The 16,329-nt window shown below is 63.7% G+C and carries 14 protein-coding genes; 7 read left to right on the top strand and 7 right to left on the bottom strand.

The window, feature by feature from the left end; translation table 11 throughout:
• Positions 1–100: 100 nt before the first annotated feature.
• From mobC to BJP32_RS10315, 3 genes are all read right to left on the bottom strand, one after another.
• Entirely contained in the window at positions 101–622 is a 522-nt protein-coding gene (gene mobC, locus BJP32_RS10305) for a plasmid mobilization relaxosome protein MobC (RefSeq protein WP_076223955.1), read from the bottom strand.
• Between the two features lie 224 nt (positions 623–846).
• On the bottom strand, positions 847–1,734 hold the full coding sequence (locus tag BJP32_RS10310; protein ID WP_076223957.1) for an ArdC family protein: 888 nt from the start codon (positions 1,732–1,734) through the stop codon (positions 847–849).
• A gap of 61 nt (positions 1,735–1,795) precedes the next feature.
• Positions 1,796–2,089: a DUF736 domain-containing protein gene (locus BJP32_RS10315; RefSeq protein ID WP_076223959.1), complete on the bottom strand. Its 294-nt coding sequence runs from the start codon at positions 2,087–2,089 to the stop codon at positions 1,796–1,798.
• A 952-nt stretch (positions 2,090–3,041) separates the two neighbouring features.
• Between BJP32_RS10315 and BJP32_RS16930 the strand changes: the two genes are divergently transcribed.
• From BJP32_RS16930 to BJP32_RS10340, 4 genes are read left to right on the top strand one after another with little or no spacing between them, the layout of a single operon-like run.
• Complete coding sequence (locus tag BJP32_RS16930) at positions 3,042–5,885, top strand: MrcB family domain-containing protein (protein ID WP_083673962.1); 2,844 nt, start codon at positions 3,042–3,044, stop codon at positions 5,883–5,885.
• The gene (locus BJP32_RS10330) at positions 5,882–6,952 is read left to right on the top strand and encodes a hypothetical protein (protein WP_076223961.1); all 1,071 of its coding nucleotides are present in this window, start codon (positions 5,882–5,884) and stop codon (positions 6,950–6,952) included. The genes BJP32_RS16930 and BJP32_RS10330 overlap by 4 nt, the downstream gene beginning before the upstream one ends.
• Before the next feature lie 9 nt (positions 6,953–6,961).
• Positions 6,962–7,234 carry a hypothetical protein gene (locus BJP32_RS10335; protein ID WP_076223963.1) on the top strand — a complete coding sequence of 91 codons (273 nt, stop codon included), beginning with the start codon at positions 6,962–6,964 and terminating at the stop codon, positions 7,232–7,234.
• A gap of 40 nt (positions 7,235–7,274) precedes the next feature.
• Positions 7,275–8,885 (top strand): hypothetical protein, encoded by a 1,611-nt coding sequence (locus tag BJP32_RS10340; protein WP_076223965.1) that lies wholly within the window; start codon positions 7,275–7,277, stop codon positions 8,883–8,885.
• Here the strand turns inward: BJP32_RS10340 and BJP32_RS10345 are convergent.
• Positions 8,882–9,214 (bottom strand): hypothetical protein, encoded by a 333-nt coding sequence (locus BJP32_RS10345; protein ID WP_076223966.1) that lies wholly within the window; start codon positions 9,212–9,214, stop codon positions 8,882–8,884. The genes BJP32_RS10340 and BJP32_RS10345 overlap by 4 nt on opposite strands.
• A gap of 68 nt (positions 9,215–9,282) precedes the next feature.
• Between BJP32_RS10345 and BJP32_RS17685 the strand changes: the two genes are divergently transcribed.
• Positions 9,283–9,924 carry a hypothetical protein gene (locus tag BJP32_RS17685; RefSeq protein ID WP_233126806.1) on the top strand — a complete coding sequence of 214 codons (642 nt, stop codon included), beginning with the start codon at positions 9,283–9,285 and terminating at the stop codon, positions 9,922–9,924.
• 19 nt (positions 9,925–9,943) lie between these two features.
• Here the strand turns inward: BJP32_RS17685 and BJP32_RS10355 are convergent, their stop codons facing one another.
• The 3 genes from BJP32_RS10355 to BJP32_RS10365 form a co-directional block, all read right to left on the bottom strand.
• Positions 9,944–10,552 carry a hypothetical protein gene (locus tag BJP32_RS10355; protein WP_076223968.1) on the bottom strand — a complete coding sequence of 203 codons (609 nt, stop codon included), beginning with the start codon at positions 10,550–10,552 and terminating at the stop codon, positions 9,944–9,946.
• A gap of 12 nt (positions 10,553–10,564) precedes the next feature.
• Positions 10,565–11,341 (bottom strand): PD-(D/E)XK nuclease family protein, encoded by a 777-nt coding sequence (locus BJP32_RS10360; RefSeq protein WP_158043307.1) that lies wholly within the window; start codon positions 11,339–11,341, stop codon positions 10,565–10,567.
• Between the two features lie 161 nt (positions 11,342–11,502).
• A complete protein-coding gene (locus BJP32_RS10365) occupies positions 11,503–11,796 on the bottom strand; it encodes a hypothetical protein (protein ID WP_076223972.1) in 294 nt (97 codons plus the stop codon).
• A gap of 81 nt (positions 11,797–11,877) precedes the next feature.
• Here BJP32_RS10365 and BJP32_RS10370 point away from each other — a divergent pair, with 81 nt between their 5' ends.
• Both BJP32_RS10370 and BJP32_RS10375 read left to right on the top strand, forming a co-directional pair.
• Complete coding sequence (locus BJP32_RS10370; RefSeq protein ID WP_076223974.1) at positions 11,878–12,894, top strand: YafY family protein; 1,017 nt, start codon at positions 11,878–11,880, stop codon at positions 12,892–12,894.
• Entirely contained in the window at positions 12,848–16,225 is a 3,378-nt protein-coding gene (locus BJP32_RS10375) for a TM0106 family RecB-like putative nuclease (protein ID WP_083673965.1), read from the top strand. Before BJP32_RS10370 ends, BJP32_RS10375 begins: the two co-directional genes overlap by 47 nt.
• The last annotated feature ends 104 nt before the right edge of the window (positions 16,226–16,329 follow it).

The raw sequence follows: 16,329 nt of genomic DNA on the forward strand, positions 1-16,329 counted from the left end.
CCTCCCGCCCGCCCAAGCACCGACCGCGTGATCCGCGCCCGCGCCGGCTGGACCGGCGGCCGCAGCGCCTCCTCGAAACCCGAAGGCGGCCGGAAGTCCGTCATGAGCCGGCCGACCAGTAGTCGAGGTTGCCCTCGAACGCCCGCCGCAGGCCCGACAGCCCGCCTCTGACCTCCTCTGCAAAGGCGAGGACGCGAACCAGCTCAGCACCAGGCGCCCGCCCACCCGGGACCGTCGCATTCACGGTCCGGGCGATCTGGTTCAGGTTCACGCCGATACGGCGCAGGTCGCGCTGGATCTCGATAAAGGCGACGGCCTCCCCCGGCGAAAGCTGCGGCTGGCCGTGGAGCCGCCGGCGCACGAGGGCGACCACCCACTGGGTGCGCGACAGGCCGACCCTCGTCGCCTCAGCCTCTACGGCGGCGAGATCGGCAGCGCCAAGCCTAAGGGTCAGTTTTCCGGTCAGCGGTTCCGCCGACGCCGGTCCGGAACGCGGATCCCCATCTCCGGCCGAGGCCTCGATCAGCCGCCTTAACAGCTTCGACCGCCCGCCGCACGCGCTGGCCGCCGCGTCGAAGCGGCGAGCCAGGTCGGGCGGAAGGCGAACAGTGAAGCGGTCCATGGGGAAAGGGCTCTGTCAGACATTGCCGGCGCAAAGCCTATCCTGCCCTAGACCCCCCTCTGCCCTCGCCCCGTAGGCCTACGGATGATCCCATAGGTCCTCTCGACAACTAGCGCCGCCCAGCCGCCGCCTCAGCCTGACGGAACGCAGGGAGGGCTAGCCGACCTTCCCGGTCGGCGCCGCCGCAGCCATGCGGGACACCGACCGGGAGAGACCAACGTCGGCTATCCAGGCTGCAGCCCATGCAGCCAGGCGACCGCCCGTTGCGCATGGGCGGCGGCCGAAACGATGAACCGTCTGTCGTCGCGCAGCACCTGGAGCCAGGAAGCGATATAGGCCGCATGGTCCTCGCGAGGCTCAAGCGCCAGACCAAGGTCGGCGCAGAGGAAGGCCGCGCCGAGCTCAGCGACCAGTTCCTCCCGGGCATAGCCTTCGTCGCCGTGACGCTGACGACCCAGATCCCGATCCAGCCGGCTGGAATGGCGGGTCCAATGGATCATCTCATGGCCAAGGGTGGCGTAATAGCTCTGAGCGTCCTGAAAACTCTCGAAGGCCGGCATCTGCACGAAGTCCGGTGCAGGCGCGTAGAAGGCGCTCCCGCCCCCGTGCCGGATGTCTGCTCCGCAAGCGCTGAAGAAGGCCTCAGCCGCGCCGATCCGAACCTCGGGATTGATGGTCGGCTGCGGCTGCGGCGCGTAGCGCTCAGGCAGGCCGTCGATCTGATCCAGGTTGAAAACCGTGTAGGCCTTCAGGAAAGGAATGCGCTGCTCGACGGGTTTGCCGGCCTCATCGGCTTCCTCCCGGATGATCTGGTTGGCGTAGACGACCGTCGCGCCGCGCTCGCCCTTCCGGACATGGGCGCCGAGGGCCAGCGCCTGACGGAAGGTCATCCAGGTCGGGCGGAGGTATCCGCGCTCGACCGCCTCGGACCAGAGGAGAAGGATGTTGATGCCGCTATAGGGTGTTCCGTCATGACGAAGCGGACGGTTGACGGTGGCGCCGGCCTCCCAGGGCTGGACCCAGGGCCGGACCCCGGCTTCTAGTTGGGCGATGATCTGGTTCGTGATGCGGGTGTGAATATCGGGGCGTGCGGGTTCGTTCGGGCGCGTCATGGCGACCTCCTCGAATGGCGATGATGGGCGGCGGCGCTGCCTCAGCGCCGCCGCGACTGGGTCAGCGGGACCAGATCAGGCTGTGCCCGTCCTCGGCCTCGACCAGGGAGGCGTAGATCGGAGCGGGGAAGCTGGGGTCGTCGAGCTTGACCGAGAGGTAGTCCCGGTTCTCCCGGCTCGTCCTCTTCCAGGCCGCCCCGAACTCGGTCTGACCGGCGAAGATGCGGTAGTCGGGCGCCTTATCGTCGCTCTTCTCGTTGAGCTGGAAGGCCACCGCCTCGACGTTGAGCGTGAGGGTCTTGATGTAACCCGTGTAGCCGTCGGCTTGGGCGGTAAAGGTGCCGATGGAAGCCATGGTCGTCTCTCCTTGCTTTCGGGCCACGCCTGCCGCGGCCTCGATGGCGATCGGGAGACCCGGGGGCCGGGCGGCGCGCAGGGCGGACGCAGTCGAGCCCCCCGCAGCGCAGCGGAGGACCGCAAGGGAGACTTTCCTGTTTCGCGAGGAAGGCCGTCAGGCCGGGGATGAAAGTCGAACGCGCGGTTGCGTCAGCCGACCGGGTTCCGGTCAGATCCGCCTTTAGAGAGGCCGCGCAAGCGCGCATGGGAAAGCCGGGACAGATGACACCGCCGCCTTAGGTTACCGTCACCCAGGCAAATTAGGCGGGCCTCGAACAACTTACCCCAGGAAGCGGAACAAGGCCTCGCGCGCAGCGGGTCAATAGATGACAGCCCTGCGGAAGGCGGACGGCGCGCCCAAGCTGTACCTGCTTCTTTGCCCTACGCGTTCAGTCCACAACGGCTTGCGGGACATCGGCCGTCCGATGTCGAAGATTGAACCACCGACCTCGGAGTAACAAGTCGCCACGCTTGTTGAAGGTGCGCCTTACTGAAATGGCCCGCGAAAAGAGCGTCCCAATCAGCAAGCTTTTGCTGCTCCGCTCTTCCTGTTGTTGGGGGAGACCAACTTAGCGCAGGCGGCAAAAAGCTAGGCGTCATTTGATTGTCGCCTTTAAGCATCTTGTCGCCCAGCGCCAAGCCAGGGGCGTCAATCAGAATCCACTCCAGCGCCGGCGTTCTCCCGTGGGAGTCAGTCGTTGAAACAGCCGCCAGGCGTCAGGTAGACGCTATCGCCGAGGCAGGCTGCCAGTGCGCACCAAGGCTCTCGATGTCAGCGGCGCAAAGACAAGAGAGCCAGACGGTTCGCTATCAGCGCCGCTCTAGCTGTTTCCCTAAGCGGCTGACCTGAACCAGAGGCTGAGTGTTGACCTCTCCTGGCCAAGGCTGCAACCAGAGTGCGAGGGGGAGCCATGAGTCTGAATCTACTGACGGACCCTGCGGCCGTTCATGCTGCGATCGATGAGTTCAACGCTTTAGGCGGCCCAGCCTTTCTGGAGAAGTACGGCTACGGCAAGGCCCGCAACCTGTTCGTCGTCCGCGACGGCAAACTTTACGATTCAAAAGCCATCGCTGGCGTCGCGGTCGGCTATCAACATCCTCATAGAGGCCCTCTGCGCTCTGACGAGTTCTCCGGCGGCGACGCCACCGTACGCAAAGTCTTAGAGACCCTAGGCTTCACTGTCTGGTCAAGCGATGCTGCCGCCGCGTTCCGGTCCACTGACGCACTTGAGCAGATCCGCGCCGCATGGGGCCCGGAAAAAGCGCTGGTGAAATACCTCGCGGTTTGGAGCACGCCGGCAGGCCGTACCCTGGCGCTGCAGCTGGAACAGGAATCCGTCCGGATCTGGTTGGATGCCGAACCGCCCGCCGAAGCGGCCCAGGCCACCCACTATGGTCCCTTTGAGAGCCGCCACAGCGCGCTGAAGGCCAATGCCCCAGCGCTGGCTGAGCCCCACCCCGCCTGGCTGGCGATCGTGTCGGCCCCAGCGGCGCTACAAGACCTTCTGGCCTGGTACGCGAACCTCCCTCTCACCGACATCGATCTAAGCGCCCTGGCCCAGCTTCAAGCCCGCTTCCGCGCCCACATGCCGGACTTCGAAACCTTCGATCGCCCCGGTGAGATCTATCCAGAGCGCGAGCGCAGCTACAAGGACGAGCTCGTCGAGCTGTTCCAAACGGAAGTCCTGCCCAGAGCGTCTTCCTTCGGCCTAACCGACGCTCCTGCTCGAGAGCTCCTTACGGCCTATTACAGCGTCCTGACCCGCACGCTGCTCTCGTCCGGCAAGCCCCAGAACCTGGTCAGCTGGCAGGCGGTGGATCGCCTCAAGCCCAAGGACCCAACCACAGCAGCTGCGCTCGGCGATGCGCTGAACGCCTTGTTGACCGGCGATGATGTCGCGACTGATCGCCTGGACGCCTTTATTGCGACTGCAGGAGATATCTTCCGCGCCGCGGGCGCGACTGGCCCCCGAGGGATCGCCCGGTTCCTAGGCTCTTGCGCCCTAATGCTTCAGTCGCCCGACGACTTCCTGGTGATCCGAACGGATCTCTTTGAAAAGGCGATGGCTCACCTGAAGAACGCCCAGTTCCCCAGCTACGCGCATGAAGATGCTCGGGTCCGAACCGCCCTAGCCGTGGCGGAGGCGGTGTTTGATGCGCTCCAGCAGCAGGGGTGGGCCCCGCGCGATCTGATCGATGTCCAAAGCTTCCTATGGGTCGCCCTGACCTATGACGACGTGGGTACGGCCGCCTCAACCTTCGCACTGGAAGCCACATCGTTTCTGGAGCAGTTCCGCACGGTTCGAGCGACACCTTTTAAGACCCAGCCAGAGCTTTGGGCGACCATGGGCCGCCTCAAAGCCTCGATCGACCGCCTTGCGAGCGTGTCTCGCCGCGATGCGCTCAAGGTCGATTGGAGCCTTGGCAAAGGCGTCTGGGCGTCTGTCCCGTGGATCGCCGTCATGGACGAGCGCGAAACCACCTCGACGCAGACTGGCCTCTACATCGTCTTCCTCGTCGGTCGAGACCTGTCGGCGATCCACCTGTGCTTGATGCAGGGCACCACCGAGTTGGTGAATGAGCACAAGCAGTCCGGCGCTTTGCCGATCCTGCGGGCGCGCTCGGACCAGTACCGCGCCCTAGTTCCGGACCTGGCGTCGGCCGGCTTCCGGCTGGATGGCGACATTGATCTGGGCGCTGAAGGCTGGCGCGCCCAAAGCTACGAAGCCGGCTGCGTGGCGCACATGCCATTCGCCACGGATGATCTTCCGTCTGATGATGCTCTCGAGCACGCCATGGAGGCGCTTGTGACCGCCTATGAGACTGTTCTGGCGCGTCGCGATACTCAAGCCGAGCCGACACCCGACGCCCTACCGCCCTACACCGTCGACGATGCCCTGAAGGGCCTCTTCCTGGATCGCGAAGAGTTTGAGCGCATCCTGGCGATCTGGAAGGACAAGAAGAACCTGGTCCTGCAGGGCGCCCCTGGCGTGGGCAAAAGCTTCATTGCACGCAGGCTCGCTTACGCCTTGATGGCGCAGAAGGACCAGGCGCGTGTGGAGGTGGTGCAGTTCCACCAGTCCTACGGCTATGAGGATTTCGTCCAGGGCTATCGGCCGACCCAAGACGGCGGCTTTGAGCTGCGGGATGGGGTCTTCCACCGCTTCTGCGAGGCCGCCCGCAAACAGCCCGGCGTGCCGCACGTCTTCATCATCGACGAGATCAACCGCGGCAACCTGTCGAAAATCTTCGGCGAGTTGATGTTACTGATCGAACACGACAAACGATCATCGGAATGGTCCGCCCGCCTGGCCTATGCATCCCCTGATGACGAGTCCTTCCATGTTCCGGACAATGTCTGGCTGCTGGGCATGATGAACACTGCGGACCGCTCCTTGTCGGTGGTCGACTATGCCCTGCGTCGGCGCTTCGCCTTCGTGACGCTGAAGCCCGGTTTCACGTCGCAAGCTTTCGGCGCGCATCTGGCGGATGCGGGGGTCGCCCCCGACCTGATCTCCGCTATCGTCCAAGGGATGCAGGAGCTCAACGTCGCGATCGGCGACGACCGGGTGAACCTGGGTCCCGGGTTCCAGATCGGCCATAGCTTCTTTACGCCGGCGGCGGGCCAGGCCGCTGGGCGCGCCTGGTTCGAACGGGTCGTCGAAACCGAGATCCGCCCGCTCTTAGAGGAGTACTGGTTCGACGCGCCGGATCGCGCGGACGAATGGCGTCTGCGGCTGCTCAGCCACCTATGACCATCCCGATCCGCAACCTCTACTACCTCTTCTGCTACGCCTGGCAGCGGTTTCCTCCAGGCGGCGCGGTCGAAGCTGGTGTGGACGCCGCGCCGGATCTGCCGAACCTGTTCGCGCGCCTTCTCGTTAACGACGTCAACGCCCTGCTGCGCCGTGGTCTAGATCGCGGCTATCGCACGTTCGTTGAAGAGACCCGCGCGCCGCGAGGCCGGCTGCTATTGGACGCCATCGTCAAGGAGCAGACCTTGCGGCGCGGCGCAGTTGTTTGCGCCATTGATGAGCTGACCCCTGACATCGTCCACAATCGGATCGTCAAAGCCGCCGCGCGTCTTCTTGCTCGTACGCGCGGCGTTGAGCCCGCATTGGTCCACGAGCTGGGCGCAATCGTCCTCAAGCTACAGGCGGTGAGCGATGTCCGACTGAGCGCGGACCTTTTCAAAGGCGTGCAGCTATCTCGAAACACCCGCCAGTACGCGCCCCTTATGAAGCTGTGCGAGTTGGTCTGGCGGGCTCAGATGCCAGACGAGACCGGTGCTGGAAGTCGCTTCGCCGATATCCTCAAGGACGAGGTGACGATGTCAGCGGTCTTCGAGGACTTCCTGCGGAACTTCTACGCCCATCATCAGACCCGGTACCGCGTCAGCCGCGAGGTCATGTCCTGGGATGCGATCGCTCTGGACGAGCACTCCCACGGCCGCTTGCCGATTATGGAGACGGACATCACGCTGCGATCGCGCGAACGGACCATCGTGATGGACGCCAAATTCTACAAGGAGACCATGGTCTCCCGAGGCGGAGCCGGAAAGGTCCGCTCCGGGCACCTCTACCAGCTGTTCGCTTACCTGGAGCATGCCGGCTCCCGAACACCGGAGCGGCCATGTGATGGCGTTCTGATTTATCCGGCCGTCGGCATCGAGATCGCACTGCGATACCGCATCCGCGGCCACGAGGTTCTGGTCAAGACAGTGAACCTGGATCGCGAGTGGTCAGAGATTCATCGGGAGCTGATCGGCGTCCCGCTGACCTTCGACGCACCCGCCCCGCACCCTGCCCCATTGGCTGCTTGATGATCTGCAATGCGCGTTGAAGTCAGAGACCATGCCCTTTGGATCAAACATATCGAGTGCCCGCCTGCGACCCTGGAGTGGCTGGCTGCGATCCCCGGCGGCCAATCGCTTCGCCTCGTTGTGGATGGCGTCGAGGGCGAATGGCGCAAGATGAAGGACGGCAAAGACGGACGGCCAACCGCCGGTTTCTTGCCCCACGGCGAAGCGGCCAAAGCCCACTGGCACGCCTTGCAGCTCCAGCGCGGTTCGTGGGTCTCCTTGCCGGCGTACGCCGGCGACTAAATCCTACCCATCAAGTCTTTCTGCTCAAGAGATCCCCGTCGTGAACCACCTGCCGCTTGGTCCGTCTCGCCTGCCCTTCTCCGCGCAGCGCGAAGCCCGCGCTGATCTGCGACACGCCTATGAAGCCCACGCTGAGGCTGCCCAGGACCGCTATGAGACGCAGTACGGGGACTATGCATCGCTTGACCAGGTGATGGCGCAGTTTCCGAGCTTGCTGTCCCAGACGCTCGATGAGACCGCCGCAGCGGTTGCATCGGACCTGGCCAGGTCAGGCATCTACGATTGGGATGACGCCGCGGTTCGCGAGGCTTTGGAGGCGCGTTTGGATCGCCTGATGGCGACGTTCGCCGAGCTCGAGAGCGCCTACCAAGAGATCGGAATCAAGGCGGAGGCGCGAGAAGTCGACCGGGCGTATCAGGGAGCTGGACGCAGCTATATCTCGGGAGGCGGGTTCGGCCTGGAGGGCGCCGCCAAGGGAATGGCTGTCGCCTCCGCAGCGAATGTCGCGCTCGGCCTAGTCTATGGCGCTGCAGACGCAGCCGGACGAGCGCTTGCAAGCCGTGAAGATGAGCGCACGAAACGCGCCCTGTTTGAGGATCCTCAGACGCGGAGGACCTTGGCCAAGGTGATCCGCGACGTCGCCTTCGAAGGGCAAGCCGTGCTGGCGGAAGTCCTCAATCGCCAAGACGAGAACCCCCGGGTCGAAGAGATCACAGCAGAGGCCGAACGCCGCGCAGCGGCGCTGGCGAACAACGTCGCATCAGGTCGAGTGCCGGACGACCAGATCCAGTCCATCCTGACCCAAGCCATCGACCTGAACCCATACTCTGAACTGCCGTGGAGACTTTGGATCGAGAAGCTCGAGGACCGGGATGGTAGCGTCCTGAAAGCCGCCCAGACGATTGGCATCCTGGGTCTTGAAGCTCACCGCGACGCCCTGCTGGCCGCTGAACGCCACGCGCTGAAGTGGTCCACGCCAGAAGAGTGTCTTCAAAACAGCCCTAGGCTAGAAGCCAGGGCCGCCGCGCTCGGCGTGCCCTTCGATGCAGAGAGAGATCAGATCGCTCGGGTGGCTGAACAACTCGATCTGGCCAGGCGAACCTACAAGGGGTCCTTATACCCGACCGAGGCTGAGGCGAAATCCGCTCAAAGCGCTGATGAAGATGCGCACAAACGCACTGTCGTCGGGGTCACCTACGACACCCATGACGAAGCCGACGAGGCCAGAGCTGAATGGATCGACCTTCAATCGCGGACCTTCCGAAACAAAGAATATCTAAGCGCTCGCTCTGCAAAGACGGCCCGCGTTCGATACCACCGGTCCAGCAGCCTGGTTCTGTGGTTTGGCGTGCTGATCGCTCCGTTCCCCACGGCCTTGCTCACACTCCAGCCTGGCTTTGCGCGCTGGCAGCGGATCACGGCGTTTGCATGGCTTGCCCTGATCGCCACGGCCATGTTCTTCGGTGGAGCATGGCGATCACCCGAGACAGCGCCTCCCCTGATCATCGCGGGCTTCGTCCTTGGGACCCTCGCCTGGTTGGCTTCGTTGCTCGAAACCTTCCTGCGCACCCAGGTCATGACCTCGTACCGCCGTCGAGCGGCGGAGGAAGCCTTGGGCGAGCGTGGCGCTGATACGGCTGTTTCTGCTTAACGCGCTCGCGCCAAGATATGCTCGCACTGGGCCATCACCACGCGCCCTTGATCGACCGCATGATCAAGCGGACCAGACAGGTTCATGAAGGCCTCGGTTCGCTTCGGCATCAGGTGAAACCCCGCGGCGGTGAAGGCGGAAGCGACGGGGCTAGACAGCTCCATCTTCGGAAACGGCTGCACGCCGAAGCGGTACTCGCCGTCAATCGCGTGCGCCCACCACCGATAGCCTTGAGCTGGCCCTTCGTGGCTACGCGGATAGCGGCCATTGGGCCCGCCCGCTGCAACAGTAAGGCCCAGCCCTCGCATGAGGTCGGCGGCGTCAGACATCTGTGAGCTCCGAGTGCGGCTGCGTCGTGAACGCTAGCTATGCGCGAGTTTGGCGGACTAGATAGCGTATGGCCATTGTCATCAAATGCGATCCGATTCCCCTTCACGTCGGCGGTCGCGCTCTTCTTTCAGCACCGCTCTACAAAGGCGCTCAGCCTCAATCGGGCGACGCGGTGTTCATCTGGTTCTCTGAGACCACCGGCGGAAGCGGTCTGGCAGCACACGGCGTCATCGAGGCGGCTAGCGACGATGGCGACATCGCTCTGACGGTTCATCAGACATCACCACGCCGAGCACTCGATAAGCGCACGCTCGCCCCTGAGCGCGACGCTCCCGGATCCTTGGGCGGGCTCGCTGCGAAGCTGTACCGAAACGCCCACAACAAGATCGCGCAGTTGGATGACGACGAAGCGAACCTCCTCCTCAGCCACTGGGAGCCTTCGCCGCCATACAGATCGAAATATGCGCCCCTTGGTGAATGGCTTGCGCAGCAAGACCTTGCTGAGTTGGTCTTGTCTTTCAACGACATCGAAGCCCTGGTCGGTCCACTGCCTGCTAGCGCCGAACGACCGCAGTTCTGGGCGAACACCGAGCAGACCTACACCAACGTGCAGCGCGATGCCTGGCGTTCGGCCGGATACGACGCCTTCCTGCTGAAAGGGCAAGCCAAGGTCCGCTTTGTGAAGTGCGCCACTCGGCCTGACGACTAAGCCGATGCCAGCAGGATATTCAGTCGACCACCACCGCCGCCAGCAGTCGGTCGAAGAACGGTTCCGCCTCGATCAGTGCCCGGACTGCATTCTCAAATGGCGCAAGCGCCTGCTCCGGTGTCTCTTCCCCCAATGCGGCTGCAAGCTGGTGCACGTCGATGACCACGGGCAGGAAGAAGGATCCGTCCTTCTCGAGATAGGTGAACCCGCGCTTCCGAGCCTCTTCAATGAACTCAGACTTTTGGGCCAGCGCCTTCTTCCAGCGCGCTTTGGTCACGTTACACCGCGACCACCGGAAGCCGAGACGAGCATGTCCCTGCCCCACAAGCTTCGTCAGCCAGAAGTAATCCCGAGCGCCGAGTGCGTCGTCGTCGTGGTCGAGCTCAAACTGAGCCCTGTGGCCGCCCTCAGCTTCGCCTTCGAGGCGCCAGGTCTTAGGCGCGATTGTAATCGCGTCATCAAACCAGTCGCTAGCACCATCCCACCCTGCTTCGCCCCGCACACGATCGGCCACGGCATCTAGCGCGGCGGCCACGTCGTCCTGAAGCGTGTTCTCAAGATGGTAGGCGGCAGCGTCGAGATCTTTGATATTTGATACGATGAGGGCGTTGAGGGCCGGTTCAGACATCGTGGGTTCCTCTTAGAAACTTCTGACGTGCTCGGCGAATTGTGCGAGCAAGAGATCTTGAAATGAGCGTTCTGGCCTGGGTCGCTGCGCCACCACGCTCAGCGCTGCCCTGCGGACGTCGCTCCAGTCTGCATAGAATGCGCTGGGCGGGGGTGATTTCGCGGGGATCGGACTGAGGTAGACGAGCGCGGACCTCTTACCCAGGGCCCGAGCCTTCAGCCGCAGCACCGCTTCGTATCGAGAAAGCTGCTCGGCCCCCTCCCTCGCATCGATCTTAACCTCGATCAGAAGCAAGAAATCCGCGCCTTCGATGGATAAATCCACCCGATCATCAAGGGCGCCGAGCGGACGCGCCTCGGTCTGAACACTGTAGCCTGTGGCGAGCTCTTCCTTGGTTGGAAGCCGTTGCCGATCCTCCCCTTTGAGCCTCTCCAAAAACGCGGACAAAAACGTCTGAGCGCGGTCGTCCGACAGCCGCCGGTCAAACAGGGACGCCAGAACGCTCGCGTTGCGAACCTCGTCTCGCTTAAGCCCGGAGATGGACCAAACATTCGCCACAACGCCCTGACGGCGAGCCACGGTCAGCAAGCTGGTCATCTGGGGCAAAAACGCCGCGAGCGTAGCGCTATCCAACGGCGCCCGCTTCTGCGCTGAATCCCTCTCAGCCAGATTGGAAGACGTTGGCAGCAAAGGACGCAACTTATCAAATAGAGAAACTAGCCGGCTTTGCAGCGGCGCTTCCTCCCGAGAGGCACCTAGCTCACGCCACCGTTCGAAGAAGGCGGCCAAACCTCCGACTGACATTTCAGACGGTGACGCCGTCATATCTTCACATTCCCCGATTGGTGCAGCCAACGGCAAGTTGATTCGGGCACAATGTCATCTTTGATTGATGGCAAAGCCCCGCTTCCTGGCCGTTTGTCAGCGGTCGCGACGCCCCGACGGCTAATCTAAGCACGATGGTAGCGCCGCCCGCGCGCGCCCTCCTGGTGCAAGACCGTGACGATCGAGCCATCGCCTGCATCGCAGACCACCGTCAGATTACGCAGCCGATCGATGTTCCGTCCGACAGTCGGTCGCAGGTCCCGGTCCGCCAACCGACGCCGGCTCATGCTCAAGGCGACGCAACCACCTCCGACATTGGTCTCCAAATCGGCATAGGTCAGCAGGTCGGCGATCAGATCGTGCGGCACGCCGCGTTGGCTCGCGCGCGTTACAGCGTGGGTGGTCATTTGCAGGTCCATAGCCTTCCTCCTTGATGGCGTTGAAGGACACGCTAGGGTTCATTTTCGACAGTTTCGGTCGCAAATCGAAGGGGGTGTTCGATGCGGCATGAGAAGGCGACCCTTGTGCTGGAGCTGGCCCGAAGGCTGGCGGCCAGCGCTGAGGGACTCAGCACCGAAGAGATGGCCCGTGACCTCGGGGTCTGCCGGCGAACCGCAGAGCGCATGCGCGACGCGGTGGCGCAGGTCTTTCCCCAGATGGAGCTGCTGCAGGAGGGCACGAGCAAGCGCTTCCGTATTCCCCGCGGTCTAGACGGCTTCTTTCAGTCCCCCACTACCGAAGAGCTGATTGAGCTCTCACGCGCCGTCGACAGCTTGCGAGATAATGGCCACCGCAATCGCGCGACGGTCTTGGAGGGGCTCGACACCAAGATCCGCTCCGCCTTGAAGGCTGAACAGCGCCGACGGATCACGCCTGATGTCGACGCCCTTGCGCGGGCCGAACTCACCGGGGTTCGCGCTGGTCCCCAGCCGGTTGAAGATGCAGAGCTCGTCGCCGGCATTCGTCGGGCTTTGATGGGCTATTCCCAGGTGCGCTTCCGCTACATGGGCGGATCGCGTCCGGGCTCGGTCCGCACCCTCAGCCCATACGGCCTTCTGTTCGAGCGCATGAACTATCTCGTCGGGGCAGAGACCGGCTCGGATCAGCCGCGTAACTGGCGGCTGGACCGCATCGAAGCCTTCGAGGTGCTCGAGATCGCCAGCGAGGCGCCTGAGGATTTCTCGATCTCCGACTACGCTTCGCGCTCCTTTGGCGTCTATCACGACCAGCTTGAAGAGGTTCGACTCAGGTTCACAGGCGATGCGGTCGCTGATGCTAAGCGGTGGCGTTTCCACCCGGGCCAGACCCTATCTCCACAACCAGACGGCTCCCTCATCATCGCCTTCCAAACCGGCGGCATGCTGGAGCTCGCTTGGCACCTATTCACCTGGCGCGGCGATGTGGAAATCCTCTCGCCTGAACGTCTGCGCACCGTGATGCTCGAGGAGCTCCAACACGCGCTGAGCCGCCATGGACCATCCGCGACCGAAACTGTCGCAAAATCGCGTCAGGCTTGAGCTTATGACCCGACTTCTCTCCGCCTCGCGCCTCAACGCCTTTCAGGCCTGCCGCCACCAGACCGCGCTCTGGCTGCAAGGCATCAAGCCGCCAGAGCGTGCCGACGACGCTGTTCTTCTCATCCGAAACAAGGGCTTCGAACACGAAGCTCAGGTCGTAGACAGGCTCCGAGAGGCTTATGGCGACGTGGTCGAAATCCCCAGCGAAGGCACGCTCGACCACCGCGTTCAGCTTAGCCGTGATACGATGGCGGCGGGTGCGCCCGTCATCTACCAAGCTGCGCTCACCGATGGCCGCTGGGTCGGTTACCCCGACTTCCTGATCCGCCTTGCCGACCCGGTTGATGGCCAATGGCGCTATCAGCCCGAGGACGCCAAGCTCGCCAAGAAGGCGAAGGCTGAGCACCTGCTTCAGCTGGGCGTCTACGCTGAGCTCGTCCACCACATGGCGGGGTATCGCCCGGGCGAGGGTGTGATCCATGGCTCCGGCGGCGCGCCCGAGCGGTTCCGCCTGGACGAGACCGCCCACATCACGCGCCGGATGATGCTGCAGTTCGAAAGGTTTATCGATGCGCCCGAACCAACGGCGGCGGTCAAGAACGGCGCCTGCAGCCAGTGCGACTTCAATGAACGTTGCACCGCCGAATGGCGCGCCGCCGACAGCCCGGTGTTCGTCGCCGGCATCCGCGCAGACCAGATCGTCAAGCTTGATCGGGCGGGCGTGCGCACCTTATCGGACATCGCCGCCCTGCCCGCAGATCAAACCATTCAGGGCATTGGCGCAGACACCCTGGCCAAGTTGACCTACCAGGCCCGCCTGCAGAGGCGAGGCGTGGAGGCTGGCGCGCACTTCGCTGAAGTCCTGCCGCCTGAACCCTTGCGGGGGTTCGCCACCCTGCCCTCGCCAGCCGACGGCGACCTCTTCTACGACATCGAAGGCGATCCGCTTTACCCAGAAGGACTGGAGTATCTGCACGGCCTCTGGGGTCCGCTAGGCGACGACCTCACTGAACGCTTTGTCTCGCTGTGGGCCCATGATCATGCCGCGGAGAAGGCGACCTTCGAAGCCCTGATGGATCTGTTCGAAGCGCACATTGCGCGCTTCCCGGACGCCCGGATCTATCACTACGCCGCCTATGAGCAGACCGCGCTTAAACGCCTGGCGATGAAGTACGCCACGCGGGAGGCTCAGCTTGACCAGATGCTGCGCAACCACCGCTTCGTCGATCTCTACGCGGTGGTCCGCCACGCCATCCGCGCGTCGACCGAAAGCTATTCGCTGAAGGATCTGGAGAAGATCTATTGGGGAAAGCGCTCCGGCGAGGTCACCAACGCCGGCGACAGCATCGTGGAGTACGAGCGTTGGCGCGAGCTCGGCGACCAGGCGATCCTGGACGCCATCGAGCGCTACAACGAGGACGACTGCGTCTCGACCGCCAAGCTGCGCGACTGGCTCGAAGAATTGCGGCCGGCTGACGCCCCGTATGGTCTGGATGAGGTGGAGCCGGAAGCGCCGACGCCCCAGTCCTCGGCGAAGGCCGAAGAACGCGCCCAGTTTGAACGCGACCGTATCGCCATGGCTGAGGCGATCCGGGCCCAAACCGCACTGGAGCCGGCTCTGCGCGAGCTGATCGCGGAGTTGCTGTGGTTCCATCAGCGTTCCCAGAAGCCCCAGTGGTGGGCCCTGTTCGACCGTCAGACCTGGACTGATGAAGAACTCATCGAGGATGCGGAAAGCCTCGGCGGGCTTCGCCTCGTCGATCAGCAACCCGATGGCCGCTCGATTGTGGCCACCTACAGCTTCCCGCCTCAGGACACCAAGCTGAAGGAAGGCGATCGTCCCAAGATCGCCCTGACCCTGGAAGCGGCTGGGTCCATCACGGATCTGGATGTGGCGCGGGGCGAAGTGAGCCTGCGCCGTCAGTCCAAGGCCGGCCTCTTCCCCGAGACTGCAGCCCTGTCCCCTGGCCAGCTGATTAGCCAGAAGCTGCTGGAAGAAGCCCTGATGTCGATGGCGGGGCGCCTCGCTAAGGGCGACCTTCAGACTGACCAAGCCGTCCTGGACATGCTGCGCCGCGCGCCGCCGCGCCTGGCTGGGCGCGAGGCTGGCTTGCCGGTGGTCGTCGAGGGGGAGGACTTGGTCGCTGCAGCCACATCGGCGGTGCGCAGCTTGGAAGATAGTTGCCTGATCATCCAAGGGCCGCCAGGGACCGGAAAGACCTACACCACTGCCCGCGCGATCGCAGCCTTGCTTCAAGACGGCAAGCGCGTGGCGGTCTCGTCCAACTCCCACAAGGCCATCAACAACCTGCTCGCCGGGGTGTCGCGCTACTGCGAGGCCAAAGGCCTGCCCCTGGATGGCGTGAAGAAGTGCTCCGCCGGCGATCCGGAAACCGCCTTCACCGGCTACGGCGTCATCTCCAAGGCCTCGCTTGACGATCAGGGGGAACATCAGCTCGTCGGCGCGACCGCGTTTGAACTGGCGAAGCATCCTGCTAACTCGTTCGACTATCTGTTCGTCGATGAGGCTGGCCAGGTCTCCCTGGGCAACCTCCTGGCCATGGCGGGCGCCGCGAAGAACCTGATCCTGGTCGGCGATCAGATGCAGCTGCCTCAGCCGGTTCAAGGCGTACACCCCGGTGAGACGGGTCTGTCGTCAATGGACTACGCCATGCAGGACCACCCCACGGTTCCGCCGGAGCGCGGTATCCTCCTAAACATCTCCTGGCGAATGCACCCAGACGTCTGCGGCTTCATTTCGGACGCTGTCTACGAAGGTCGTTTGCAGGCGGAGGGCTCCACCGCCGGTCAACGGCTGGAGCTCGCTGAGGGACTTCATCGCGCCCTCAAGCCGACCGGTGTGAGCACGATCGATCTTCCGCACAGCGGTTGCACCCAGGCGTCCGACGAAGAGGCAGATCAAATCAACGCGCTGATCGGCGAACTTCTTGGACAGTCCTGGACCAACGCGGCGGGCGAGACCCAGCGATTGACCCTGGATGACATCGTGGTGGTCAGCCCGTTCAACATGCAAGTGCTGTTGCTGAAGAAGCGACTGCCCAAGGGCGCGCGCGTCGGGACGGTCGACAAGTTCCAAGGCCAAGAGGCGCCGGTGGTGCTGATCTCGATGGCCACCTCCTTCGGCGGCGACGCTCCGCGCGGCACCGAGTTTCTGTTCAACCGCAACCGGCTGAACGTCGCGATCAGCCGCGCCAAATGCCTGGCTGTCGTGGTGAAAGGCTCGCGTCTGTTGGAGCTTCCGACACCAGGCTTAGCGGACCTGCCGCGGCTCGACCTGCTCGCGCGTGCCGAGCATTCCAGCCTGGGTTGACGGTTTCCTGCAGTTGAAGCCGATTGAGATTCCGAAAGGAATCTGGCTCTTTCGGACAAGTTTAGGCGGTGGTCGCGCTCGTAGAAACGCACGACCGCGAGGGT

Origin of the sequence: Brevundimonas sp. ZS04 (genome assembly GCF_001956865.1) — a bacterium.
GTDB classification, from domain to species: domain Bacteria; phylum Pseudomonadota; class Alphaproteobacteria; order Caulobacterales; family Caulobacteraceae; genus Brevundimonas; species Brevundimonas diminuta.

Excerpts from the sequence above, each read along its gene's own strand:
- mobC (WP_076223955.1), bottom strand. The coding sequence starts at position 622 with ATGGACCGCTTCACTGTTCGCCTTCCGCCCGACCTGGCTCGCCGCTTC.
- BJP32_RS10310 (WP_076223957.1), bottom strand. The coding sequence starts at position 1,734 with ATGACGCGCCCGAACGAACCCGCACGCCCCGATATTCACACCCGCATC.
- BJP32_RS10315 (WP_076223959.1), bottom strand. The coding sequence starts at position 2,089 with ATGGCTTCCATCGGCACCTTTACCGCCCAAGCCGACGGCTACACGGGT.
- BJP32_RS16930 (WP_083673962.1), top strand. The coding sequence starts at position 3,042 with ATGAGTCTGAATCTACTGACGGACCCTGCGGCCGTTCATGCTGCGATC.
- BJP32_RS10330 (WP_076223961.1), top strand. The coding sequence starts at position 5,882 with ATGACCATCCCGATCCGCAACCTCTACTACCTCTTCTGCTACGCCTGG.
- BJP32_RS10335 (WP_076223963.1), top strand. The coding sequence starts at position 6,962 with ATGCGCGTTGAAGTCAGAGACCATGCCCTTTGGATCAAACATATCGAG.
- BJP32_RS10345 (WP_076223966.1), bottom strand. The coding sequence starts at position 9,214 with ATGTCTGACGCCGCCGACCTCATGCGAGGGCTGGGCCTTACTGTTGCA.
- BJP32_RS17685 (WP_233126806.1), top strand. The coding sequence starts at position 9,283 with ATGGCCATTGTCATCAAATGCGATCCGATTCCCCTTCACGTCGGCGGT.
- BJP32_RS10355 (WP_076223968.1), bottom strand. The coding sequence starts at position 10,552 with ATGTCTGAACCGGCCCTCAACGCCCTCATCGTATCAAATATCAAAGAT.
- BJP32_RS10365 (WP_076223972.1), bottom strand. The coding sequence starts at position 11,796 with ATGGACCTGCAAATGACCACCCACGCTGTAACGCGCGCGAGCCAACGC.
- BJP32_RS10370 (WP_076223974.1), top strand. The coding sequence starts at position 11,878 with ATGCGGCATGAGAAGGCGACCCTTGTGCTGGAGCTGGCCCGAAGGCTG.
- BJP32_RS10375 (WP_083673965.1), top strand. The coding sequence starts at position 12,848 with ATGGACCATCCGCGACCGAAACTGTCGCAAAATCGCGTCAGGCTTGAG.